Genomic DNA, 21,462 nt, shown 5'->3' with positions numbered 1-21,462 from the left:
GCGCAGGCAAATCAAGTTTGATGGCCCTGATGTCGCCTTCCTAGGCCAGAATTTCAAGCACGGCGTGCGCTGCTCTGTCGGTTTCGTGAAGCGGATCATAGCTCCAGCTCTCCAATCGGCCCAGATAGGGACGCACGGCGCCGGCGCCTTCAAGCCCGGCGTAGAGATAACGAAACTTGCCCGGGTCGCCATCCACGCCCAGCCGGTAGACCGGCGCGCCGGTGGCGGCGGCCTCGCACAGCATGTTGGTTGAGTCTTCGGTCACACAGATCCAGTCCGCCGCCGCCAGAAAGGCGAAATAGGGGTTGGGGCCGTCGCCATCATGAAACCAGACCCGCTCGGCCTGGCCATAGCGATTGCGCAGCGCCTCGGTCAGAGCGTCCGGCGTGCGGCGCGACACGGTGATCATCAGCGAGCCAGCCTGGCGTCTTATAGAGTCCGCCTCGTCCAGCAGGCTTGAGCAGGCGGCGTCCGTGAAGCGGTGATGCTTGCTGTCGCCGCCGATCAGCAAGGCCGCGTGCGGGCCGGGCAGGGCCTGAAGCCGCTCGGCGAAGGCGCTCGCGCCCTCATTCAGGCGCTGGGGTGTGATGCGGTTGGGCGAACCCAGAATGTTAAAAACATTCGGCCCTTGCATCCGGTCATGGCGCGGCGCGATGATCAGGTCAAAGAGGTCGGCCTGGCTGCGTGGTTTCTGAACATAGACAAACCGCGTGCGCCGCCAGCGCCGACGGTGCAGCGCCGCTGCGCGCACCGCCGCCCGGCCGCAGCCAATCCACAGATCCGGCTCGATCATGCTGGCGTCCGGAAGCTGGCCCGTGCGCGGGACCTGAATAGGCAGGATCTGGAGCGGGGTGAGCCGCCCGAGCGCCTCGGCTAGGCCAAGCGCCTGATTTTCAATGCCCCGACGCCCGTCAGAGACCACAATGCAAGAGCGAGTGTCCATGGCCGCCATCGTCGCGGTAATACCTGTTGGGTCAAGCGCGAAGGGCGGTTCTGTCCGCCCGCTTCGGTGCTTTCATCAAGACCCGTTCTGACGCTAAACAGGGTCGCGAAGGGGTTATGCGCACAGTTCAGAGTGAGGGGAGTGCATGTTCAACCATTTGGCCCGAGTGAGACTGGTCGTTTTGGCGACGGTGTTGGCGTTGTCAGGGGGCGGACTGCCGCCGCTTCTGGCGCAAGACGAGGCAGCGCCAGTCGCCAGCGCCTCGGTTCAGGCCGCGTTACTGGAGGCCTATGCGTTGATCGACGCTGAGCAGCTGGACGACGCGCTGGCCCATCTGGATCAGATTCAGGCTGAACATGCCTATGATCAGGCGCTGATCGAACAGGTGCGAGGTTTCACCTATTTCTCCATGCAAAACCATGCCGCATCGATCGCGGCCTTCCGGGCGGCTATCGCCACGGGGGGCTTGACGGACGCTCAGACCCAGGACTTTGAGTACTCGGTGCTTCAGGTCAGCATAGCGTCTGCAGACAGAGCCGCGATCTTGCTGGCGTTGGAAGAGGCTCAGACACCCGCACAGCCTGAAAGCGCGTTTAACACCAAGCTTTTTGCTCAGGCTTACATGGAGCTTGAGGAGTATGAGACAGCTTTGGGCCATGCGCGCCGAGCGCGTGAGCTTCATGGGCGCCCGGACCAGTTTCTGGACCGGATGGTGCGCTATCTGGAAACCCTGACCGCGGACTAACTCAGACGACAGAGCTCAGTCTTCAGAACGGCCGGCGCATAGCGTCGTCCGATTGAGTGTTGACGTTCGTCAAAATCATGCGACACTTGTAATGTAATCAAGCGAGGTGTCACATGACTGCCGAACCCAATCCCAGCGAGCTCGAAGTGCTCAAGGCGCTCTGGTCTCATGACCGGCTCAGCGCCCGTGAAGTCCATGATCAGATCGGCGAGGCGCAAGGCTGGTCCTATTCCACCACCCGGACGGTCATCCAGCGCATGGTCGACAAGGGCCTGGTGAACAAGCACAGCGTCCACGGCCTCGCCGTGTTCGCGGCGGCCGATCGCAAGGTCGATCTGATCAGCCGGCTGGTGCGCAGCTTCACCAAGCGTGTGCTGGAAGCGGATCCAACCGCTCTGCCTGCGTCCGCCTTTGCGGGCAGCCGTCTGCTGGATGACGCCGAACGCGCCGAGCTAGATGCGCTGTTGAAGGCGGGGCCGGACGCGGACTCATACAGCAATCAGGACAAGGAGACAGGACAATGAACGTCATGGATCTGATCTGGATGAGCGCGGCGACCATCCCCGCCGCCCTGTCCGCCTGGCTCGCAGCTCGTGTGCTGGAGCCGCATCTGTCGCCACGCCTGGGCGTGCGCCTGTGGCAGGCGGCCCGACTGGCGACCTTCGCGCCGGTCCTCATGGTGCTCAGCGCGCCGCTGTTCACCTCTTTGGACCGTGGGCGAGGCGAGACGATCTCACAAAGCGCCGCGCCTGACGCCGCATCCGCGCCCATTGCTGCGCCGCTTTTCCAGCCGGTGATCGAGTTCGCCGAGCTGAGCCTGTCCTCCTTGCCGGCCGCCCTCCTGCCGCTTGTTGCAGGGCTCTATCTGGCGGGGCTGGCCGTCATGGCGGCGCGTGGGGCGCTGCAACGCGGCCAGATCCGCACCCTGATGCGCGCCTCTGTGGCCGATGACGGGCGTCTGTCCGTCCTGGCGCACCGCTGGCGCACGCGCCTCAACTTGCCGCAAACCCTCGCGCCGGTGCGGGTGGTGGATGCCGTGATCTCGCCCTTCGTGGTGGGGTTCAGGCCGGTCATTCTGGCGCCGGACACGCTGTACAAGCGCGACGACGCAGAAGCCGCCATTGCGCATGAGCTGATGCATATCAAGCGCGGCGATGAACGTGATCGTCTGATCGGCGAGGCGCTGGCGGCGCTAATCTGGTTCAACCCGGTCTATCGCGCCATAGAGCGTCGTCTGGCCGCCGCGCGGGAGCTGGCCTGTGACGCCGATGTACTGGACGCACTGGGGCCAGACCAACGCCGTCCTTATGCCGAGGCGATCGCCGGGCTCGCGCCGATGCCGGCGGTGGCGACGGGTTTCCTCACTGATCTGAACCGTCTTCGCAAACGCCGCGTAGAGGCCGCGCTCAGTCATACCGGCGCGAAGCCGCACGCATTGGCGGCTGTGCTGGCGGGCGCTGTGATCTTGCTCGCCGGGGCGCCGTCAGCGGCTCTGGCGGTGATGCTGAGCGGGCAGGCGGCGATTCAGGGCGCGGAAACCCGGGTGTTGAGCGAAGCGGTCGGCGAGCAAGTGAGGGCGGCGCAGGCTGCGGCGGACGCAGAGGATCATCAACAGGCGCTGGACATCCTGAACGCCATCACGCCGACATCATCTTATGAGCGTTTGATCATCGAGCAGCTCAGAGCGCGAGCTTACTTCAATCTGGAAGACGTCCCCGGCTCAATTGACGCCTTTGAAGCGGCGCTTGCCAGCGACGGCGCGAACGAGGAGGAGCGCTTAAGGATTCAATATGCTTTGCTTCAGCTGTTTCTTGTGGTTGAGGATTTGGCGGGAATTCAGCGAATGCTCGAACCTGTGATGGCGGCGGACGTCCCGATGTCTGCTCACGTCGCAAGAGTTGCTGCGCAATCCTATCTTCGTCTTGATCAGCAAGAGCGTGCGCTTGAATACGCTGAGTATGCTCGCCAAGTCGAAGATGGTGAGAACGAAATGACCCTGCAGATTCTCGAATATCTCTACGCGGGCTTTGGCCGTGATGATGACGCCCGCGCCATGCGCGAAATCCGAGAGGCCCTGCCTCCGGCAGACTGATCGTTCCCAGTCTCGGATAAACTTACGGCCGGCGCTCGGCGCCGGCCGTTATGTGTTCAGAACCTAAAGGCCCAGTCTATTTCCACTCGACCTTGAGGATCTCATAGCTTTTGACGCCGCCGGGCGCATTGACCTCGACCACATCGCCTTCTTCCTTGTTGATCATGGAGCGGGCGATGGGGGAAGAGAGCGAGATCTTGCCTGATTTCACATCGGCCTCGTCATCGCCGACGATCTTGTAGGTGCTCTCCTGATCGGTGTCCTCGTCCACCACGGTGACGGTGGCGCCGAACTTCACCTGGCTGCCCGACATCTTGGAAATGTCGATGACCTGGGCGCGGGCGATCTTGTCCTCAAGCTCCTGCACGCGGCCTTCGATCCAGCCCTGCCGCTCCTTGGCGGCGTGGTATTCGGCGTTCTCGGACAGATCGCCATGCTCGCGCGCTTCGGAAATCGCGGCGATCACGGCAGGCCGTTCCACGCTCTTGAGGTGTCTGAGTTCTTCGTCGAGCGCTTTATGGCCCTCGGCGGTCATCGGAATTTTCTGCATGAATGTCCGGTCTCGTGATCAGTGCTCTGACGAACTGACAACTCTATTCAGCCGCCAGACGGCCTATTACGATAGGATTGCAAGGAGCGCGGTTCAAGCTGGCCTGCATCAATCGCCGCAATTGACTTCACAGCCGCCCGTGAAGCCGAGGCGGTCGTATAGCATGGAATCTTCATTTCCAGCGCGGTTCTGCGGATCGAATAGCTGTCGATCATCGAGCGCTGACCCTCGGTGGTGTTGAACACCAGCTGCACATCGCCGTTCTTGATGGCGTCCACGATATGAGGACGGCCTTCAAAAACCTTGTTGATGGGCTCAACGGGCACGCCCGCCTCTTTCAGGGTCGCCGCCGTGCCGGAGGTCGCAAGCAGTTTGAAGCCCAGAGCAGTCAGGCGATGACAGGATTCAATCATCATCGGCTTGTCTGATTCTTTGAGCGAGACGAACACCGTGCCCGATTTGGGCAGGTTCACGCCCGCGCCGAGCTCCGCCTTGGCGAAGGCGGCTTCAAAGCGTTCGTCAATGCCCATGACTTCGCCGGTCGAGCGCATTTCCGGCCCAAGAATAGGATCGACGCCCGGGAAGCGCGAGAACGGCATCACCGCTTCCTTCACCGCGATATGGCGGCTGGGCATGGCGGGGGTCTCAAACTCTGACAGTTTCGCGCCCGCCATCACCTTGGCGGCGATCTTGGCCACCGGGGCGCCGATGGTTTTCGCCACGAACGGCACGGTGCGGCTGGCGCGCGGGTTCACTTCGATAAGATAGACCACATTGTCTTTCACCGCGTACTGCACATTCATCAGGCCTTTGACGCCGATGGCTTTCGCGAGGGCTTTCGTCTGGCGGCGCAGCTCGCTGACGGTCTGGTCAGAGAGCGAGTAAGGCGGCAAGGAACAGGCGCTGTCGCCCGAGTGCACGCCCGCTTCCTCGATATGCTCCATAATGCCTGAAATCCAGACGTCATCGCCGTCGCACACCGCATCCACATCCACTTCAGAGGCGTCTGACAGATAGCGGTCGAGCAGAAGCGGCGCCTTGCCCGACACATGCACGGCTTCGCGGATATAGCGGCTGAAGCTCTCGATATCGCGCACGATCTCCATGCCGCGTCCACCCAGCACGTGCGACGGGCGCAGCACCAGCGGGAAGCCCAGCTCTTCAGCCATGACGCGCGCTTCCGCTTCGTCGTGGGCGATGGCGTTGGGCGGTTGTTTGAGCCCCAGATCGTCCAGCAGCGCCTTGAAGCGCTCGCGGTCTTCAGCAAGGTCGATCGCGTCCGGCGCGGTCCCCAGGATCGGCACGCCCGCTGCTTCCAGCTCCGGCGCAAGCTTCAGCGGGGTCTGGCCGCCATACTGCACCACCACGCCCAGAAGCTCGCCCGATTGCATTTCGGTTTCGATCAGCTCAAGCACGTCTTCGGCGGTCAGAGGTTCGAAATAGAGCCGGTCCGCGGTGTCGTAATCGGTGGAGACGGTTTCAGGGTTGCAGTTCACCATGATGGATTCAATGCCCATCTCGGCGAAGGCGAAGGCCGCGTGACAGCAGCAATAGTCAAACTCGATGCCCTGGCCGATCCGGTTCGGACCGCCGCCCAGAATGATCGCCTTCTTGCGGCCGGTCGGCGCGCTTTCGCATTCGCCGCCGCGCTCATAGCTTGAGTACATGTAGGGCGTGGGGGAGGCGAACTCGGCCGCACACGTGTCCACGCGTTTGTAGACCGGGCGCACGCCAAAGGGTTTTCGTAGCGCCTTCACCTCGGTCTCCTCGACCTTGGCGAGGGTGGCGAGACGCTTGTCAGAGAAGCCCATGGACTTGAGCTGTAACAGCTCATCGCCATTTTGCGGCAGGCCCAGCATGCGCACCTGTTCCTCGGCGTGCACGATCGCTTCGATCTGGCGCAGGAACCACGGCTCATACAGACACGCGCTCTGAATGCGCTCGACACTCAGTCCTTCGCGGAAGGCCTGGGCGATCACAAGCAGGCGGTCCGGCGTTGGCTGCGACAGCGCCGCCAGCACGGCCTGATGGCGCGCGGCCTCGTCTTCAGCCTGATCCAGGCCGTCAATCTCGATCTCGTCAAAGCCCGACAGGCCGGTTTCGAGACTCCGCAGGGCTTTCTGCACGCTTTCGGCAAAGCTGCGGCCCATGGACATGGCTTCGCCCACCGACTTCATGGAGGTGGTCAGCGTGGCTTTCGCGCCGGGATATTTCTCGAACGCGAAGCGCGGGATCTTGGTGACCACATAATCGATGGTCGGCTCAAAGCTCGCCGGGGTCGCGCCGCCGGTAATGTCATTGTCGATTTCATCGAGCGTATAGCCGACGGCCAGTTTGGCCGCGACCTTGGCGATGGGAAAGCCGGTGGCCTTGGACGCCAGCGCAGAGGAGCGCGACACGCGCGGATTCATTTCGATGACCACCATGCGGCCATCCTTGGGGTTCACAGCGAACTGCACGTTCGAGCCGCCGGTCTCCACCCCGATCTCGCGCAGCACCGCGATCGAGGCCGAGCGCATGCGCTGGTATTCCTTGTCGGTCAGGGTCAGCGCGGGCGCGACGGTGATGGAATCGCCAGTGTGCACGCCCATTGGGTCGATGTTTTCGATCGAGCAGATGATGATGCAGTTGTCCGCTTTGTCGCGGACCACTTCCATTTCGTACTCTTTCCAGCCCAGAACGCTTTCCTCGATCAGAACTTCGGTCACCGGAGAGTGATAAAGGCCCGAAGTGACGATCTCGCGGAACTCTTCCACATTATAGGCGATGCCGCCGCCAGTGCCGCCCATGGTGAACGAGGGGCGGATGACAGCCGGAAGGCCCAATTCCTCGAGTACGATCTCGGCCTCGGCCATGGTGTTCACGGTGCGCGAGATCGGGCTTTCAAGGCCGATGGAGTCCATCGCCACGCGGAAGCGTTCGCGGTTTTCCGCCTTGTCGATGACGTCGGCTTTAGCGCCGATCATCTCCACATTGAACAGATCGAGCACGCCGCGCTTGTCGAGCTCGAGCGCGCAATTGAGCGCGGTCTGTCCGCCCATGGTGGGCAGAAGCGCGTCGGGGCGTTCCTTCTCGATCACCTTGGCGACCATTTCAGGCGTGATCGGCTCGATATAGGTGGCGTCGGCCAGATCGGGATCGGTCATGATCGTGGCGGGGTTGGAGTTCACCAGGATCACCCGGTAGCCCTCTTCCTTGAGCGCTTTGACCGCCTGGACGCCCGAATAGTCAAACTCGCAGGCCTGACCGATCACGATGGGACCGGCGCCGATGATCAGGATGGACTGGATGTCTGTGCGCTTGGGCATGGCCGGCCTCTTAAAGTTTTGCACGCGCGCGCGAAAACGCAGCCTCTGACGGGCTCCATTCGGAGCGGAGGCGGCGAGCGGCGCTGATGATGTACGCTGAAACCCGTGCTTAGACCGGAATCGGTCGCTTGGCGAGAGGCGATTCAGCGATCTGCGTGATATCGCCTCTGTGACTCTTCCTTAAGCGCCGGTGCACGGCGACTAGCGCTGAAGCTTCGCCAGTTCGCGTTCCATATTGGCGCGCGCCTGGGCTTCAAACCGGTCCTGATAGGCGGCGGTGTGAAACAGGCGCTCCCGTTCCAGCTGGCGTTTGAGAAAATCCGCGCGGTCTCTTTTGTATGAGTGCGGCAGCGCCCAGAGATGTTCTGCGCGCACTTGCCGCGCATACTGATCATAGGCGTCAGGGCTGGCGCCCAAAATGGCGCAATCCATGTCCAGAAAGAGCGCGTCGTCTGCATCCATCCCGCCACCGGCAGGGTTCGCTGTCGCCAGAATGAGGCTGTGCACACGCGACGCCAGCGCTTCATTCGCCCCCATGTCCAAAAGCGCCGCCTGCGCCCAGTCGGCGCTCTGCTGCTCATTATCGCGACGCCAGCTCTTGTAAATCGCGTCATGAAACCAGGCGGCGTAGGTCAGGCGCGGAAGATCGCTGATCTGGTCCGCCTGGGCCTCAATCTCGGCGAATAGAAAGCCCAGATGCTCCAGCCCGTGATAGCGCCTCAGCCAGCTGGCATGATTGGCGATCACGCGCTTGCCGGTCTTCAGTTGGCGGTCTTCCAGCTCGAACCGCACCAGGTCTGCTCGCCAGAGCGTGAGAGCGAAATCTTTGTTCATGGCTTATTTCAACTCGAGATCCCGCCAGAGCTGCGGCTGAATCGCGTTTGGGGTGCGAGTGCGGTCCGAGACCAGCCAATAGGCCCGCTCATGCAGAAGCGGGATATTGGGCATCGCCTCCAGAAAGATCGTTTCCGCGCGCCGGAACTGCGCCACACGCTCCGCCGGGTCGATCATGGCGTAAGCGTCCGCCATCAAGGCGTCGAAACGCTCCCGCGCCGCGCCGGACCAATTGGTGTTGTCAGCAAAGCCATTGCGGGAAAGGGCTGCAGCATGAAGTCGGGGTCCGATTTCAGCCCGCGATCAAACCGCGCCAACGCCACGTCATAGTCGCCGGCGTCGACGGCTTGATAGAGATCCAGCGGGTAGCTGGCGAGCAGCTCTCCCTCCACCCCGATCCGCGACCAGTCATCAAGCACGGCGATGGCCAGCCGGTCACGGTCGCCGGCGGTCGCGCGCACGGTCAGTCGCAAAGGCGATTGCGCGGTGAATCCCGCTTCGGCCAACAGGGCGCGTGCGCGCTCAGGGTCTGGGCGGGGCGGCGTGTAGGCGTCGCCCTGGCGCGGGATCACGGTGTCTGAGGACTGGGCCTCGTCATTGAAGAAATGCGTGTTCAGGAACCCCCGGTCGAGCCCCAGGCTCAGCGCCTGCCGCACCCGCGGATCGCTCAGATGCGGCTGGGCGCAATTGAGCTTGAGATAGGTCAGGATCGGGGCGGGATAGGCGTGCAGCTGATCACCCACTGTCTCGCGCAGAAAGCCGATCTGGTCGGTCGGCGGGCGCTCGGCCAGGTCATAATCGCCGGCCCGGAACCGCCGGGCGCGGGCGGAAGGCGTGTCGATCACATCCACGCTGATGGCGTTGACCTTCACGCTGTCGGCGGCGGGGAAGCGCGGGTTCTTCACCAATTGCATGGACAGGGCTTCGTAGCGGTCCAGCACGTAGGGCCCTGCCGAGACCCAGTGTTCAGGCCGAATCCAGTCATCAGGATACGCCTCCACCTGATGGCGGGGCAGGGGGTAGAACTCGCGCATCAGCACCGGGAAATTGCCCACAGGACGGTCCAGCTCGAAGATCACTGTGCGCGGATCAGGGGCGGTGACGGCGATGGTGTCGGGATCCCGCTCGCCCGCCAGCGCTTCACGTGCGCCGATCACTGCGAAGAAATCGCCCAGATCCGCAAAGCCGGTGGTGGGATCCACAGCGCGCCTTGCCGTCCAAACCACGTCATCGGCGGTCAGGGGCGCGCCGTCCGACCAGACCAGGTTGGGGCGCAAGGTGAAGCGCCAGACGCGCGCATCCTCGCTGCGCCACGTCAAAGCCAGTCCCGGCGCCAGCCCCCCAGAGGGCGCATATTCGGTCAACGGGGCATGGAGCTGCTTGTACAAAAGCGCGGCGGAGGCGAACTGGCCGCGCAGCGGGTCCAGGCTGTCAGGCTCTGTCTCGATCGCGACGCGCAACAGATTGTCCGGCGCATCCGTCCGCCCGGAACAGGCGGCGACCGTCAGTCCTGTCAGCCCCGCCAACCCTGTGGCCAGCGTCTGTCGCCGTGTCAGCTCCGTCATGCGCGCGCCTCCCCTTCACACGATCGGGAGATTAGCATTGCGTCGGACGGAGCCGCCAGCGCCTTAACCGGCTTTCAGCGCGCCCACAAAGCTTTCAAAAACCTTGAAGCTGTCTTGCGGGCCGGGGCTGGCTTCGGGGTGGTGCTGCACCGCCCAGACCGGTTTGTCGGTCAGCTTGAAGCCGCAATTGGTGCCGTCAAACAAAGAGACATGGGTCTCCACCGCGCCGTCGGGCAGGCTGTTGCGATCGACCGCGAAGCCATGGTTCATGGAGACGATCTCCACCTGGCCGGTTTCGATGTTTTTCACCGGATGGTTCGCGCCGTGATGGCCCTGCACCATCTTCTCGGTCTTCGCGCCAAGCGCCAGCGCCAGCATCTGATGGCCCAGGCAGATGCCCAGAACCGGCACACCGGCTTCAATCACGCCGCGAAGGGTATCGAGCGCATACTCGCCGGTGGCGGCAGGATCGCCGGGCCCGTTAGAGACCAGTACGCCATCGGGATTGAGCTTGAGGACCTCGTCCGTGCTCGCCTTGCCCGGCACGACTTGCACGCGGGCGCCAGCGGAGACGAGGCGGCGCAGGATGTTGGCCTTCACGCCATAATCAAGCACCACCACAAGCGGGCCATCTTCGGGGCCTTTGGCGAAGCCTTCCGACCAGCCCCAATCGCCTTCCGTCCAGTCATTGGCGGCGTTACAGGCGACCGCGCCTGCCAGCTCAACGCCTTCCATCGGCGGGGCCTTGCTGGCCTGTGCCTTCAGCGCAGCGATATCGAGCTTGCCGTCGCGGGCATGCGCGATGGTCGCCATCGGCATGCCGGTCTCTCGGATGCGGCGGGTGATGGCGCGGGTGTCGACGCCGGTAATGGCGATGATTTCGCGCGCCGCCAGCCATTCGTCAAAGCCGGTCTCCGCGCGCCAGCTTGCCGGCGGGGTGATCTCTTCACGGCTCACCATGCCCACGGCCGCCTTGCGGGCGATCGGGCTTGAGGCTTCTTCGTCTTCCGCGTTGGCGCCCACATTGCCCACATGGGGGAAGGTGAAGCACACGATCTGACCCGCATAGGACGGATCGGCCAGGATTTCCTGATGTCCGGTCATGGCGGTATTGAAACAGAGTTCGGCGACGGCGGAGCCTGTTGCGCCGGCCCCCGTCCCGTAAAACACTGTGCCGTCAGCTAAAATCAGAGCGGCGGTGGCCCAGTCGGGCTGAACATCTGATGACGTTGATTGCATCGGCACTTGATTCTTGACTGCTTCCGGCATAGGTGCTCGCCTCCTGACACGCGCGAGGCCGCGAGCTGGGCTCCAGCGGCGGGCGGTTAAACGCGCGGAACGTAGGCGAGCGGTGAGGCCGGGTCAAGCGAAAGGCCGCGCTGCAAATTCTAGTAATTCCAATGGCTTGGCGCTTATTAGCAGCGCCGCCGAAAATAGGTGCCCTCATGTCGCTTCGCGACCGCATCCTCTCTGACCTCAAAGACGCCATGCGCGCCAAGGATCATACGCGCATCTCCACGCTGCGCCTCATCCAGGCCGCCATCAAGGATCGCGACATCGCCGCGCGGGCGGAAGACCGCTGTGATGGCTGCGACTTGCCCGAGATTCAGGCGATCTTGCAAAAACTGCTCAAGCAACGCGAAGAGAGCGCCGAGACGTATGAAAATGCGGGCCGGCTTGATCTCGCCGAGCGCGAACGCGCAGAAGCCGAGATCGTCAGTTCTTACCTGCCCGAACCCATGAAGCCCGCCGAGATCGCCCAGGCCGCCCAATCTGTGGTCAGCGAGCTGGAAGCGGGGGGGCTCAAAGACATGGGCCGGTGCATGGCCGCCCTGAAAGAGCGCTATACCGGCCGCATGGATTTCGCCAAAGCTGGCAAGGAAGTGAAAACTTTGCTGCAAGGTCAGACTTAGGCTTCTAGCCGTCTGACCCGCGCAGGTTTATGCTGTCGGGCTGGAGGATGTTCAGTTCGTGGCGATTCCCGACGGTTTCAAAGACGAGATCAAGACGCGCATCCGCCCATCCGAGCTGATCGGGCGTACGGTGGCGCTCAAGCGGCAGGGCCGCGAGTTCGTCGGATTGTCGCCGTTCAAGAAAGAGCGCACGCCCTCGTTTTTCGTCAATGACGAGAAGGGCTTCTACCATTGCTTCGCCAGTCAGGAGCATGGCGACATCTTCACCTGGCTTCAAAAAACCCAAGGCCTGAGCTTCATGGAAGCGATTGAGGCCTTGGCCCAGGAAGCGGGTCTGGAAGTCCCGCGCATGGAGCCGCGAGACCCCAAGCAAGAAGAACATCGCAAGACGCTGCTCGACTGGATCGCGCTCGCCCAAGCGTATTTTGTCCGCGCCCTGCAATCCCCCGAAGGTGAAGAGGCGCGGCTGTATCTGGAGCGCCGCGGGCTGAGCCGGTCCGATATGGAGCGTTTTGGTCTGGGGTTTGCGCCCGATAACCGCCGCGGCCTGACCCGCGCCCTGATCCAGAAGGGCGCCAGCGCACAAGATTTGTCGGACGCCGGCCTGTCGATCCTGCCCGAGGATGGCGGCGAGCCTTATGACCGGTTTCGCGGCCGGGTGATGTTTCCGATCAAGGATGCGCGCGATCGTCTGGTGGCGTTCGGCGGACGCGCCATGAGCAAGGAGGTGCGGGCGAAATATCTCAACTCGCCCGAGACCGAATTGTTTCACAAGGGCTCTCTTCTCTACCGCTATCTCGAAGCGCGCGCCTTCGCCCATGATCCCAAGGTGAAAGCCAAAGGCCTGATCGTGGCCGAGGGCTATATGGACGTGATCGCGTTTGCCCGCGCCGGGCTGGGCCAGGCCGTGGCGCCGCTGGGAACCGCGCTGACTGAAAACCAGCTGCGTTTGTTATGGCGCGCCGGACCCGAGCCCGTGGTGTGCCTGGACGGCGATGCGGCGGGCACGCGCGCTGCGGCGCTGGCGGCGGAACGAGCGCTTGAACTGCTTGAGCCGGGGCGCACCTTGCGCTTTGTGTTTCTGCCCGACGGACAGGATCCGGACGACCTGTTGCGCGAAGAGGGCGCCCAGGCGCTGAAAGACGCCATCAGCGACGCCAAGCCCCTGATCGATGTGTTATGGCGGCGCGAAGTGGAGCTGGAGCCGCTGGATGACCCGGATCGCCGAGCGGGCTTCAGAAAGCGGATCAAGGCGTTGGTCGCAAAGATCAAGGATCCTGACATCAAGGCGGAATACCGCGCCGAGTTTGATCAGCGTATTGAGGCTCATTTCGGACGCACGCCGCAAGCCGGGTTCAGATCGGACAGAGGCCGCGGCGGATATGTCGGGCGCGGCGCCGGTCGGCGCTTCAATCCCTTGCAGCCGCCGACAGCCGAACTGGTGGCGCAGCGCAAGCACAAACCGCCGTCCGCGCCCTTGCGCCAGCTGCTTCTGGCGGTGATCGAACACCCCGAAATCGCTGAGGCCGAAGCCGAGACTTTGCTGCAAATCTCGTTCGGAACGCTTGACAGCCTTAGGGACGCGATTCTAGACGCGTGTTTCTCTGGGGTTCCTCTGCCTGTCGGCGGACTGCGCGAAGCGTTGTCTCGTCGGGGCTTCGGGTCTCAACTGACACGCCTGGCGGTAGACAAAGCGCCCATGCGCGCCAGCCTTGGGGGGAGTGAGGCGGATGCTGACAGCCGGCTTGAGGCTTGGCGCAGGCTTTCGGCTTCTTATATGGAAAGAGTTGCGCAGGACGCTCAGGACCGACCACGACACGCCGATTTCTTTGAAGAGGGTGATTCTGACGCCCTCAAAAATTTCCTCGTCGCGGAGCGTCGAGGACGACAGCGCTAGCGCGCGCCCACGCCGCCCTTGTGCGCGCAGCCAATGAAATCCTCCGGGAGCACGATCACCGAATGAGCAAAGCCGCCGCTGAAAACGCTGAAGCGACCTCTGAAAATCAGGACGGCCCGCTGCTGGACCTGACTGATCAGACCGTCAAAGCCATGATCAAGACCGCGAAAAAACGCGGTTATGTGACCCATGACGAGCTGAACAAGGTCCTGCCGAGCGAAGAATTCAGCTCCGAGCAGATCGAGGACATCCTCGCCCAGCTCTCCGAAATGGGGATCACGGTCGTGGATTCCGAAGAGGACGCGGACACCGAAGCGTCTGGCGCTGAGTCCGAGGACGAGGAGGACGAAGAGAAGTCCACCGCCGTCGCCAAGAAAGCCAAGGCCGACGTTGTCGCCGGGCAAAACACCACTTCAGCGCAAGACCGCACCGATGACCCCGTGCGCATGTATCTGCGCGAGATGGGCTCGGTCGAGCTGTTGTCGCGCGAAGGCGAAATCGCCATCGCCAAACGCATCGAGGCGGGCCGCAATGCGATGATCCGCGGGCTGTGCGAAAGCCCGCTGACCTTCGAAGCCATCATGGTCTGGCGCGACGAGCTGCGTGAAGGCCAGGTCCTGCTGCGCGACATCATCGATCTGGACGCCACCTATGGCGGTGTGCGCGAAGACGCTACGGCGGTCACCGAAGACGGCGAAGACGGCGACTCTGAGGACGATGACGCCAAGGCTGAAGACGCTGACGCCAAAACCGATGACGAGGCCTCTGACAGCGAAGATGGCGAAAAAGCCGAAGGTGAGTCCGAGGGCGACAGCGACGACGATGATGATGATGACGGCGCGAACATGTCGCTTGCCGCCATGGAGGCCGAGCTGCGCGACGGGGTCATGGAGACCCTGGACGCCATCGCCACCGATTTTGACGTCTTCCGTCAGCTTCAGGACCGCCTGGTCTCCTCACGTCTGTCCGGCAAGCATCTGAGCGACAAGGATCAGTCCGCCTATGACGATGTGTTTGAGCGCATCGTGGCGAATCTCAACTCCTTGCACCTCAACAATGCGCGGATCGAGGCGCTAGTCGAACAGCTGGACGCCATCAACAAGAAGCTGATGGGCTTGGAAGGCAAGCTGCTGCGCATGGCGGAAGCCCATGGCGTGCCGCGCACCGACTTCCTCAAATCCTATCAGGGCCACGAACTTGATCCGGATTGGCTGAAGGACATGTCCGGCAAAACCAAGGCGTGGACGCGCTTTGTCGAGCGTGAAGAGACAGAGGCGGGCGAGCTGCGTGAACAGATCGCCACTCTGGCTCAGGAATCCGGCGTTCCGATTGATGATTATCGCCGCATCGTCGCCACCGTCCAGAAAGGCGCCCGCGAAGCCCGCGTCGCCAAGAAGGAAATGGTGGAAGCGAACCTGCGCCTGGTGATCTCCATCGCCAAGAAATACACCAATCGCGGCCTGCAATTCCTCGACCTCATTCAGGAAGGCAATATCGGCCTGATGAAGGCGGTGGATAAATTTGAGTATCGCCGCGGCTACAAGTTCTCCACCTACGCCACCTGGTGGATCCGTCAGGCCATTACCCGCTCGATCGCCGACCAGGCGCGGACCATCCGCATTCCGGTGCACATGATCGAGACGATCAACAAGATCGTGCGCACCAGCCGTCAGATGCTCCACGAGATCGGCCGCGAGCCGACCCCTGAAGAGCTGGCGGAAAAGCTCTCCATGCCGCTTGAGAAAGTGCGCAAGGTGATGAAGATCGCCAAGGAGCCGATCTCCCTTGAAACCCCGATCGGGGACGAGGAAGACAGCCATCTGGGCGATTTCATCGAGGACAAGAACGCGGTTCTGCCTATCGACGCCGCGATCCACTCCAATTTGCGTGAAACCACCACCCTGGTTCTCGCCTCGCTCACCCCGCGTGAAGAGCGCGTTCTGCGTATGCGTTTCGGCATCGGCATGAACACCGATCACACTTTGGAAGAAGTGGGTCAGCAGTTCTCGGTGACCCGCGAGCGGATCCGTCAGATCGAAGCCAAGGCGCTCAGAAAGCTCAAGCACCCGAGCCGCAGCCGCAAGCTGCGCTCCTTCCTCGACAGCTAGAGCGCTGACGACAGACAGACACCAAAAGCCCCGCTGGACACAGCGGGGCTTTTTGCTTTAGCGGGCGCAACCAATGGCGCGGCGGGGCGTTCCACTCTGGCGACTTTCCTTTTTCCGCGCCCTGCGCAAGGCTCTTTCAATGACACTCATGACCGCTTTGCGCGCTTTCGCCCTTCTCGTTAGTCTTGCGAGTTTGCTGCTCGCCTTGACTGCGCCAGCCTTGGCGCAAGCCGAAGACGGTGAGAGCAGCGGCGACATCGCCCTTGAAACAGACGCCCCGTCAGACGCCGCCATCGCGCAACGCATCGCCACGATTTTTGGCGAGATCGACACCCTGTCGGGCGTCGAGATCAGTGTTGAGTCCGGCGTCGTCACCCTGACGGGAGAAACCCTGACTGCTGACGCGGCAAGCCGAGCCGAGGCGCTGGCGCTTCGGGTCGAGGGTGTGGTGACGGTGGAGAACCGAATTGATCGGGATCTGTCGGTCTCCACCCGCGTCGCGCCGGCTGTCGGCGAGCTGGAAGCAACGGTGCAGGATTTCGTGCGGATCATTCCGCTGCTGGCGCTGGCGATAGCGGTGTTTGTCACCCTTGGCGTTCTGGGATGGCTTCTAAGCCGCTGGGATGCGCTATGGCGCCTGCTGACGCCCAATCAGTTTGTGGCGGAGCTTGTGGGCTCCACGGTGTTCAGCCTGTTCGTGGTGTTCGGACTGGTGTCGGCGCTGACCTTGCTGGACGCAACCGCCTTTCTCGGGGCGCTGCTGGGCGCGGCCGGGGTGATCGGCCTTGCGGTCGGCTTTGCGGTGAAGGATACGATTGAGAATTATATCGCCTCGATCATGCTGTCGGTGCGCCAGCCCTTCCGCCCCAATGATCATGTGGTGATCGACGGCCAGGAAGGGCGCGTGATCCGTCTGACCTCGCGCGCCACCGTGCTGATGACGCTGGAGGGTAATCATCTGCGCCTGCCCAATGCGCTGGTCTTCAAGGCAGTCATTCTCAACTACACTCGCAATCCCGAGCGCCGCTTTGACTTCACCCTCGGCGTGGACCCTGAAGATGACCCGTTGTCGGCGCTCGAGACGGGGCTTTCGGCGCTCAAGGCTCTGAGCTTTGTCATGACGGACCCCGATCCGGCGGCGGGCATCCGCGAAGTGGGCGATTCCACCATCAATCTCGTTTTCTCCGCCTGGATTGACCAGACCGCCGCAGATTTTCTCAAATCCCGTTCAGTGGCGATTGCGACCGTCAAGGCGGCGCTCGATTCTGCCGGCTTCACCTTGCCCGATCCCACCTATCGCCTGCGCATCGACAGCGGCGCCTTGCCGACCGCAGTGGCGAAGCCCGAACCTGCGCCTGCCGCAGACCGCGCACCCGCACGGGCCGCCAAGGCGCCGAGCCCTGAGATCACAGACGTGGCGCCGGACACCTCGCTGGCTGAGCGCGTCGAGGAAGAACGCCGGGAGGGGAAGTCAGGGGATTTGCTGTCAGAAGACGCGCCGCGCGAATAGACGAGGCGTTCTCGCCTTTCTCGCATAGTAGGAGATGCCATGAGCCAGTCAGACCTGACCGTTCGGGCCGCGCGCCCCAAGGACGCCGTCGCGATTGCGCGTTTGTCGCGCGAACTCAATGAAGTGGTCGGCGATTCAACCGAGCACTGCACACCGGAAAACATCAAGCAGACCCTGTTTGCTCATGACGCGAGCTTTCATGTGCTGGTCGCCGCAGCAGCGGACGGCGAGCCCATCGGCTATGCGGTCTGGCACGCCTATTATGACAGCGGCCATGGCGGCGCCGGCGCCTGGCTGGCCGAAGTGTGCGTCGGCAAGGCCGGCCGCGGGGAGGGCGCTGGCCGGGCGCTCTTTGAAGCCGTGGTCGAGGATGTCCGCGAAAGCCCCGCCACCTTCCTGATGTGGACCAGTTCTGAAACCGAGGCCGCCGAAGCCCTCTATGAAAGCTCGGGCGGGTTCGCCAAGCCTGTGCGCCGCTGGGAGCTCAACGGGCTCTAGGGGCGCACCTTTAAGGTTTGTCATTAGGGTGCGAGCCTGGGCGGGCCTAGTCTGACGGCAGACAGGGGGATCCATGCTCAAACCTATTGTGATGATGCTCGCGCTGACCGCCATGCCCGCTCTGGCGCAGGAGCCCCCGGCGCCACGGCTTGAAGCGGTGGACGCCGCGATAACGCCAATCATGGAGGCGGGACAGTTTCCCGGCGTGGCGATCGCGGTGCTCGATCAGGGCGCGCCGGTGCATGTGAGCGTCCATGGCCTTGCGAGCCTCGAGCACGCCGCCCCCGTCCGAAGAGACACCGTGTTCGAGCTTGCGTCACTGACCAAGCATATGACCGCGTTGATGGTGCTCACCCTCGTAGATGAAGGGCGCGTGTCGCTGGATGATCCGGTCTCGCTTTATGGGACTGAAACGCCCGAGGCCTGGTCCGCCATCACCATCGATCAGCTCTTGAGCCATATGGCGGGGCTGACGCACCGATTTGAAGCCAGGCCGAACGGGCAATTCCAGATCGCTTATAGCACTGACGAGATGCTGGCTTCGGCCATGGCGACCCCGCTTCAGGCGGAGCCTGGAACAGACTGGAGCTATTCCGATCAGGGCTATTTCCTCTTGGGCCTGGTGATTGAAGCGGTCACAGGCCAGTCCTTCGAAGACGCCCTGCGGGAGCGCTTCTGGGCGCCGCTCGGCATGGATCAGACCCGTATGCTCGACCAGTCCGCCATCGTGCGCCATCGCGCCGAGGGCTATGGCGTGTATGACGGCGAGCTCGCGCGCAATCGGCGCGTCTGGCAGTTCGGCCTGACCTCGCATTTCGGCGTCACTTCATCGCTTGAAGACATGATGATCTGGGAGGCGGAGCTTGATGACCCGCAAATACTCGCCCCTGAGGTGATTGCGCAGGCCGCCGAGATCCAACGCGCCTTTGATGTGGGAGAGACATGCGAGCGCTGGGGCTATGCCCGCGGCTGGTGGAGCTATGAGATCGATGGGCGTCAGATCACCAGTCATGCCGGGTATGCTGGTACAGCCTATGTCCGCGACATGACCTCGGGGCAATCGGTGATCGTGCTGACCAATCGCGAGGATGGGGAGGGGCTCATCTCCCCCCTGGCGATCGCCTGGGCTGCAGCTCATGCCGCCGGAATGGACGTTCCTGAAGCCGGCCTGACCTGCTGGCGCTAGCGGCCTACCCGCAGCACGACCCGCTGCCGGGCGCGTGCGGAGATTTCAGCACGAACGGATCGCCGGTTTCCTTGCGGGGCGCGTCATTGGCCGGGGCGGGGCGCAGCTCGACGGTGGCGGAGACGAATTTGAGACCGTCCAGTTTTTCGATCAGGGCGTCATCACGGATCGCCAGCGGGCGGTGATCCACAAGGTCCGGGGCGTCAAAGCCGGTTTCTTCAGTGATGGCGAGAAAGTCTGACCAGGCCAGCGCGCCCGCCAGGCATTCGCCATAGAGCACCGGATCGGTGCGCAGGTCTTCGGGGACGTCGCGCTCGGCATAGACATCGGCGAAATGCATCACGCCGTTCGGTTTCAAGAGGTGACGCACGCCTGCAAACACTGCGCGCTTGTCGGTGGAGAGATTGATCACGCAGTTTGAGATAATCAGATCAAAGCTCGATGGTTCCAGATCAAGCTGGTCGAGCGCCTCGATATAGCCTTTGAGAAACCGGGTGTTGGGTTTGGCATAGCCGAAACGTCCGGCGTGCCAGGCTTCATGGTCGAGCGCGACGGCGAGCTGATTGTCGGTCATGTCGACGCCGACGACCTCGCCCTCTTCGCCTACCAATTGCGCCAGCAGGAACACATCCCGTCCCGTGCCGCAGCCCAGATCGAGCACGCGCTTGCCTGTGATGTCTTCGGGCGCGATCAGGCCGCAGCCATAGTATTTGTTCGCCACGTCGGGATGGATATTCTTGAGCGCGTCCCGGATATGGGCTTCTGGCGTAGAGATTTCGCAGCAGGCGTCAGATTTCAGATCGCCGCTCGACTGCAGCACGTCGCCATAATAATCCCGAACCTGTTCGCGCATGTCTGACCTTCCTAGCCGCCGCTGATTTGATGCGCGACTGTTTCAGATTTACCCCTCAGGGTCGAGACACAGAGTGGTGAGCCCCAAAGGAGACGCGCCCATGCCGCAGACAGTGCTGGAGATCGAAACCCGCGGACCCGGACTGTACGAGGTCACCCGCGACGCGGCGCAGTTCGTTGAGGCGTCGGGCATGGGCGAGGGGCTTCTGACCTGTTTTGTGCGCCATACCTCGGCGTCGGTCGTGATCCAGGAAAACGCTGACCCCGATGTGCAGCGCGATCTGCAAGCCTTTTTCGCCCGGCTGGTTCCGCGCTCCGATGATCCGTCCATGACTTGGCTCAGCCACACCACCGAAGGGCCGGACGACATGCCCGCCCATATCAAGTCCGCCCTGACGGCGTCGTCTGTGGGCGTGCCGGTCAGCGGCGGCCGGTTGATGCTTGGAACCTGGCAGGGGCTTTACCTGTTTGAGCATCGCGACCGGCCGCATGTCCGGCAGATGGTGTTGCATCTTTCGGCCTAGCGCGCCGTTGTCTTCCGGCGCAGCAGGCGGCGGAAGCCGATGACGACGCCCGAGATCACCGGGACCGCGATCACCAGCCAGGGCAGGGCGCCGGCGAGGAACAGGATCAGGCTGGCGACGGAATTGGCGAACACCTCGCCCATTTCCTTGAAGGCCTGAGCGATGGGATTGAACGTCTCCGGCTCCACCACCTGCCGCTCGGCCTGATAGTTCAGCGTCAGCATCGAGGTGCTGACCCGCTGGCGCAGGGCGGCCAGAACGCTCGCCTGCGCGTCGAGATTGGCCTGCACAGTCGCCAGCTCGCGCTCCACCGCCAGAAGATCCGACAGATCGCCGTCGCGGGTCTCCAACAGCTGCTGCAACCGGTCGCGCAAGGTGGTTTGAGCCGCAACGCGCGCGGCGGTGTCCACTATGCGCGTGGTCAGATCCTCGACCGAGGTCTGATCGGACAGGACCGAGCCGCCCAGAGCTTCGGTCTCGCCCTCAAGCCCTGACCGGAACTCCACGACCCAGTCCGGCGCGGCGCGCAGCTGCAGATACGCGCTGGGACGCGGCCCGTCGGCATTGTTCACCTGAGCGCGGATCACCTGACAGACCGCCGGGCCTGCGTCCTGACACGCTGTCACATGGCTGGCCTGGGTCGCCGCCAGCACCGCGCCCGGCAGCTCCAGACTGGTTTGATACGTATAGGCCAGAAGCGGGGCGGACACGTCCTGCGGCGCGCTCTGAGCGGGGCCGGAGCCTGCGGCCGTGACGGAGTCTATGCGCGCCCGCATGGGGGCGGGGGCCGCCTGCGGGGCCTCCATCATCATCGACTCTTCGGCCAGATAACCTTCTGCATCATTGGTATGGCGCGGCTCCTGACTGCACGCGGTCAGCGCCGCGCTTGCGATCAGGACCAATCCTGCTGTCCGAACCATATGATCTCTCCCCTCAA

Annotated in this window: 19 protein-coding genes; 10 read left to right on the top strand and 9 right to left on the bottom strand. The window is 63.0% G+C overall.

Annotated features, from left to right (window positions below; translation table 11 throughout):
- Positions 1 to 40 precede the first annotated feature (40 nt).
- The gene (locus tag ACP154_RS01670; RefSeq protein WP_421857428.1) at positions 41 to 943 is read right to left on the bottom strand and encodes a mitochondrial fission ELM1 family protein; all 903 of its coding nucleotides are present in this window, start codon (positions 941 to 943) and stop codon (positions 41 to 43) included.
- A 145-nt stretch (positions 944 to 1,088) separates the two neighbouring features.
- On the opposite strand from ACP154_RS01670, the gene ACP154_RS01665 reads away from it, so the two are divergent.
- The 3 genes from ACP154_RS01665 to ACP154_RS01655 all read left to right on the top strand — a co-directional run bounded on the left by ACP154_RS01665 (position 1,089) and on the right by ACP154_RS01655 (position 3,780).
- On the top strand, positions 1,089 to 1,688 hold the full coding sequence (locus ACP154_RS01665) for a hypothetical protein (RefSeq protein ID WP_421857430.1): 600 nt from the start codon (positions 1,089 to 1,091) through the stop codon (positions 1,686 to 1,688).
- 113 nt (positions 1,689 to 1,801) lie between these two features.
- Positions 1,802 to 2,212 carry a BlaI/MecI/CopY family transcriptional regulator gene (locus ACP154_RS01660; RefSeq protein ID WP_421857432.1) on the top strand — a complete coding sequence of 137 codons (411 nt, stop codon included), beginning with the start codon at positions 1,802 to 1,804 and terminating at the stop codon, positions 2,210 to 2,212.
- Positions 2,209 to 3,780: a M56 family metallopeptidase gene (locus ACP154_RS01655; RefSeq protein ID WP_421857434.1), complete on the top strand. Its 1,572-nt coding sequence runs from the start codon at positions 2,209 to 2,211 to the stop codon at positions 3,778 to 3,780. Before ACP154_RS01660 ends, ACP154_RS01655 begins: the two co-directional genes overlap by 4 nt.
- Positions 3,781 to 3,856: 76 nt before the next feature.
- On the opposite strand, the gene greA is transcribed toward ACP154_RS01655, so the two are convergent.
- The 6 genes from greA to carA form a co-directional block, all read right to left on the bottom strand.
- The gene (greA, locus tag ACP154_RS01650) at positions 3,857 to 4,330 is read right to left on the bottom strand and encodes a transcription elongation factor GreA (protein WP_107711379.1); all 474 of its coding nucleotides are present in this window, start codon (positions 4,328 to 4,330) and stop codon (positions 3,857 to 3,859) included.
- Positions 4,331 to 4,377: 47 nt separating this feature from the next.
- The gene (gene carB / locus ACP154_RS01645; RefSeq protein WP_421857436.1) at positions 4,378 to 7,638 is read right to left on the bottom strand and encodes a carbamoyl-phosphate synthase large subunit; all 3,261 of its coding nucleotides are present in this window, start codon (positions 7,636 to 7,638) and stop codon (positions 4,378 to 4,380) included.
- A gap of 201 nt (positions 7,639 to 7,839) precedes the next feature.
- Entirely contained in the window at positions 7,840 to 8,472 is a 633-nt protein-coding gene (locus ACP154_RS01640) for an N-methyl-D-aspartate receptor NMDAR2C subunit (RefSeq protein ID WP_421857438.1), read from the bottom strand.
- Positions 8,473 to 8,475: 3 nt separating this feature from the next.
- Entirely contained in the window at positions 8,476 to 8,667 is a 192-nt protein-coding gene (locus tag ACP154_RS01635; protein ID WP_421857440.1) for a hypothetical protein, read from the bottom strand.
- Positions 8,667 to 10,037 (bottom strand): peptide ABC transporter substrate-binding protein, encoded by a 1,371-nt coding sequence (locus ACP154_RS01630; RefSeq protein WP_421857442.1) that lies wholly within the window; start codon positions 10,035 to 10,037, stop codon positions 8,667 to 8,669. The genes ACP154_RS01635 and ACP154_RS01630 overlap by 1 nt, the downstream gene beginning before the upstream one ends.
- Before the next feature lie 63 nt (positions 10,038 to 10,100).
- Entirely contained in the window at positions 10,101 to 11,276 is a 1,176-nt protein-coding gene (carA, locus tag ACP154_RS01625) for a glutamine-hydrolyzing carbamoyl-phosphate synthase small subunit (RefSeq protein ID WP_421857444.1), read from the bottom strand.
- A 206-nt stretch (positions 11,277 to 11,482) separates the two neighbouring features.
- Here carA and ACP154_RS01620 point away from each other — a divergent pair, with 206 nt between their 5' ends.
- The 6 genes from ACP154_RS01620 to ACP154_RS01595 all read left to right on the top strand — a co-directional run bounded on the left by ACP154_RS01620 (position 11,483) and on the right by ACP154_RS01595 (position 19,149).
- Positions 11,483 to 11,950: a GatB/YqeY domain-containing protein gene (locus ACP154_RS01620; protein WP_107711374.1), complete on the top strand. Its 468-nt coding sequence runs from the start codon at positions 11,483 to 11,485 to the stop codon at positions 11,948 to 11,950.
- 58 nt (positions 11,951 to 12,008) lie between these two features.
- On the top strand, positions 12,009 to 13,847 hold the full coding sequence (gene dnaG / locus ACP154_RS01615; protein WP_421857447.1) for a DNA primase: 1,839 nt from the start codon (positions 12,009 to 12,011) through the stop codon (positions 13,845 to 13,847).
- 62 nt (positions 13,848 to 13,909) lie between these two features.
- Positions 13,910 to 15,955: an RNA polymerase sigma factor RpoD gene (gene rpoD / locus ACP154_RS01610; protein WP_133723821.1), complete on the top strand. Its 2,046-nt coding sequence runs from the start codon at positions 13,910 to 13,912 to the stop codon at positions 15,953 to 15,955.
- 139 nt (positions 15,956 to 16,094) lie between these two features.
- On the top strand, positions 16,095 to 17,465 hold the full coding sequence (locus tag ACP154_RS01605; protein WP_421857449.1) for a mechanosensitive ion channel domain-containing protein: 1,371 nt from the start codon (positions 16,095 to 16,097) through the stop codon (positions 17,463 to 17,465).
- 39 nt (positions 17,466 to 17,504) lie between these two features.
- Positions 17,505 to 17,963, top strand: coding sequence for a GNAT family N-acetyltransferase (locus ACP154_RS01600; RefSeq protein WP_107711371.1), 459 nt, complete (start codon positions 17,505 to 17,507; stop codon positions 17,961 to 17,963).
- 73 nt (positions 17,964 to 18,036) lie between these two features.
- The gene (locus tag ACP154_RS01595; protein ID WP_421857452.1) at positions 18,037 to 19,149 is read left to right on the top strand and encodes a serine hydrolase domain-containing protein; all 1,113 of its coding nucleotides are present in this window, start codon (positions 18,037 to 18,039) and stop codon (positions 19,147 to 19,149) included.
- 4 nt (positions 19,150 to 19,153) lie between these two features.
- On the opposite strand, the gene ACP154_RS01590 is transcribed toward ACP154_RS01595, so the two are convergent.
- Positions 19,154 to 20,002: a methyltransferase domain-containing protein gene (locus tag ACP154_RS01590; RefSeq protein WP_421857454.1), complete on the bottom strand. Its 849-nt coding sequence runs from the start codon at positions 20,000 to 20,002 to the stop codon at positions 19,154 to 19,156.
- Positions 20,003 to 20,102: 100 nt separating this feature from the next.
- Here ACP154_RS01590 and ACP154_RS01585 point away from each other — a divergent pair, with 100 nt between their 5' ends.
- Positions 20,103 to 20,525 carry a secondary thiamine-phosphate synthase enzyme YjbQ gene (locus tag ACP154_RS01585; protein WP_421857456.1) on the top strand — a complete coding sequence of 141 codons (423 nt, stop codon included), beginning with the start codon at positions 20,103 to 20,105 and terminating at the stop codon, positions 20,523 to 20,525.
- Here ACP154_RS01585 and ACP154_RS01580 read toward each other — a convergent pair.
- The gene (locus tag ACP154_RS01580; protein ID WP_421857458.1) at positions 20,522 to 21,445 is read right to left on the bottom strand and encodes a DUF4349 domain-containing protein; all 924 of its coding nucleotides are present in this window, start codon (positions 21,443 to 21,445) and stop codon (positions 20,522 to 20,524) included. The genes ACP154_RS01585 and ACP154_RS01580 overlap by 4 nt on opposite strands.
- Positions 21,446 to 21,462: the final 17 nt, after the last annotated feature.

This window comes from Oceanicaulis sp. (assembly GCF_965249665.1).
GTDB lineage: Bacteria > Pseudomonadota > Alphaproteobacteria > Caulobacterales > Maricaulaceae > Oceanicaulis.
The sequence above is the reverse complement of the archived record's forward strand: the minus strand, read 5'-3'. Positions and strand labels throughout refer to the sequence as shown.

What these genes read in the sequence shown, in the direction of transcription:
- ACP154_RS01670 (WP_421857428.1), bottom strand. Translation starts at nt 943, where the DNA reads ATGGACACTCGCTCTTGCATTGTGGTCTCTGACGGGCGTCGGGGCATT.
- ACP154_RS01665 (WP_421857430.1), top strand. Translation starts at nt 1,089, where the DNA reads ATGTTCAACCATTTGGCCCGAGTGAGACTGGTCGTTTTGGCGACGGTG.
- ACP154_RS01660 (WP_421857432.1), top strand. Translation starts at nt 1,802, where the DNA reads ATGACTGCCGAACCCAATCCCAGCGAGCTCGAAGTGCTCAAGGCGCTC.
- ACP154_RS01655 (WP_421857434.1), top strand. Translation starts at nt 2,209, where the DNA reads ATGAACGTCATGGATCTGATCTGGATGAGCGCGGCGACCATCCCCGCC.
- greA (WP_107711379.1), bottom strand. Translation starts at nt 4,330, where the DNA reads ATGCAGAAAATTCCGATGACCGCCGAGGGCCATAAAGCGCTCGACGAA.
- carB (WP_421857436.1), bottom strand. Translation starts at nt 7,638, where the DNA reads ATGCCCAAGCGCACAGACATCCAGTCCATCCTGATCATCGGCGCCGGT.
- ACP154_RS01640 (WP_421857438.1), bottom strand. Translation starts at nt 8,472, where the DNA reads ATGAACAAAGATTTCGCTCTCACGCTCTGGCGAGCAGACCTGGTGCGG.
- ACP154_RS01635 (WP_421857440.1), bottom strand. Translation starts at nt 8,667, where the DNA reads ATGGCGGACGCTTACGCCATGATCGACCCGGCGGAGCGTGTGGCGCAG.
- ACP154_RS01630 (WP_421857442.1), bottom strand. Translation starts at nt 10,037, where the DNA reads ATGACGGAGCTGACACGGCGACAGACGCTGGCCACAGGGTTGGCGGGG.
- carA (WP_421857444.1), bottom strand. Translation starts at nt 11,276, where the DNA reads ATGCAATCAACGTCATCAGATGTTCAGCCCGACTGGGCCACCGCCGCT.
- ACP154_RS01620 (WP_107711374.1), top strand. Translation starts at nt 11,483, where the DNA reads ATGTCGCTTCGCGACCGCATCCTCTCTGACCTCAAAGACGCCATGCGC.
- rpoD (WP_133723821.1), top strand. Translation starts at nt 13,910, where the DNA reads ATGAGCAAAGCCGCCGCTGAAAACGCTGAAGCGACCTCTGAAAATCAG.
- ACP154_RS01605 (WP_421857449.1), top strand. Translation starts at nt 16,095, where the DNA reads ATGACACTCATGACCGCTTTGCGCGCTTTCGCCCTTCTCGTTAGTCTT.
- ACP154_RS01600 (WP_107711371.1), top strand. Translation starts at nt 17,505, where the DNA reads ATGAGCCAGTCAGACCTGACCGTTCGGGCCGCGCGCCCCAAGGACGCC.
- ACP154_RS01595 (WP_421857452.1), top strand. Translation starts at nt 18,037, where the DNA reads ATGCTCAAACCTATTGTGATGATGCTCGCGCTGACCGCCATGCCCGCT.
- ACP154_RS01590 (WP_421857454.1), bottom strand. Translation starts at nt 20,002, where the DNA reads ATGCGCGAACAGGTTCGGGATTATTATGGCGACGTGCTGCAGTCGAGC.
- ACP154_RS01585 (WP_421857456.1), top strand. Translation starts at nt 20,103, where the DNA reads ATGCCGCAGACAGTGCTGGAGATCGAAACCCGCGGACCCGGACTGTAC.
- ACP154_RS01580 (WP_421857458.1), bottom strand. Translation starts at nt 21,445, where the DNA reads ATGGTTCGGACAGCAGGATTGGTCCTGATCGCAAGCGCGGCGCTGACC.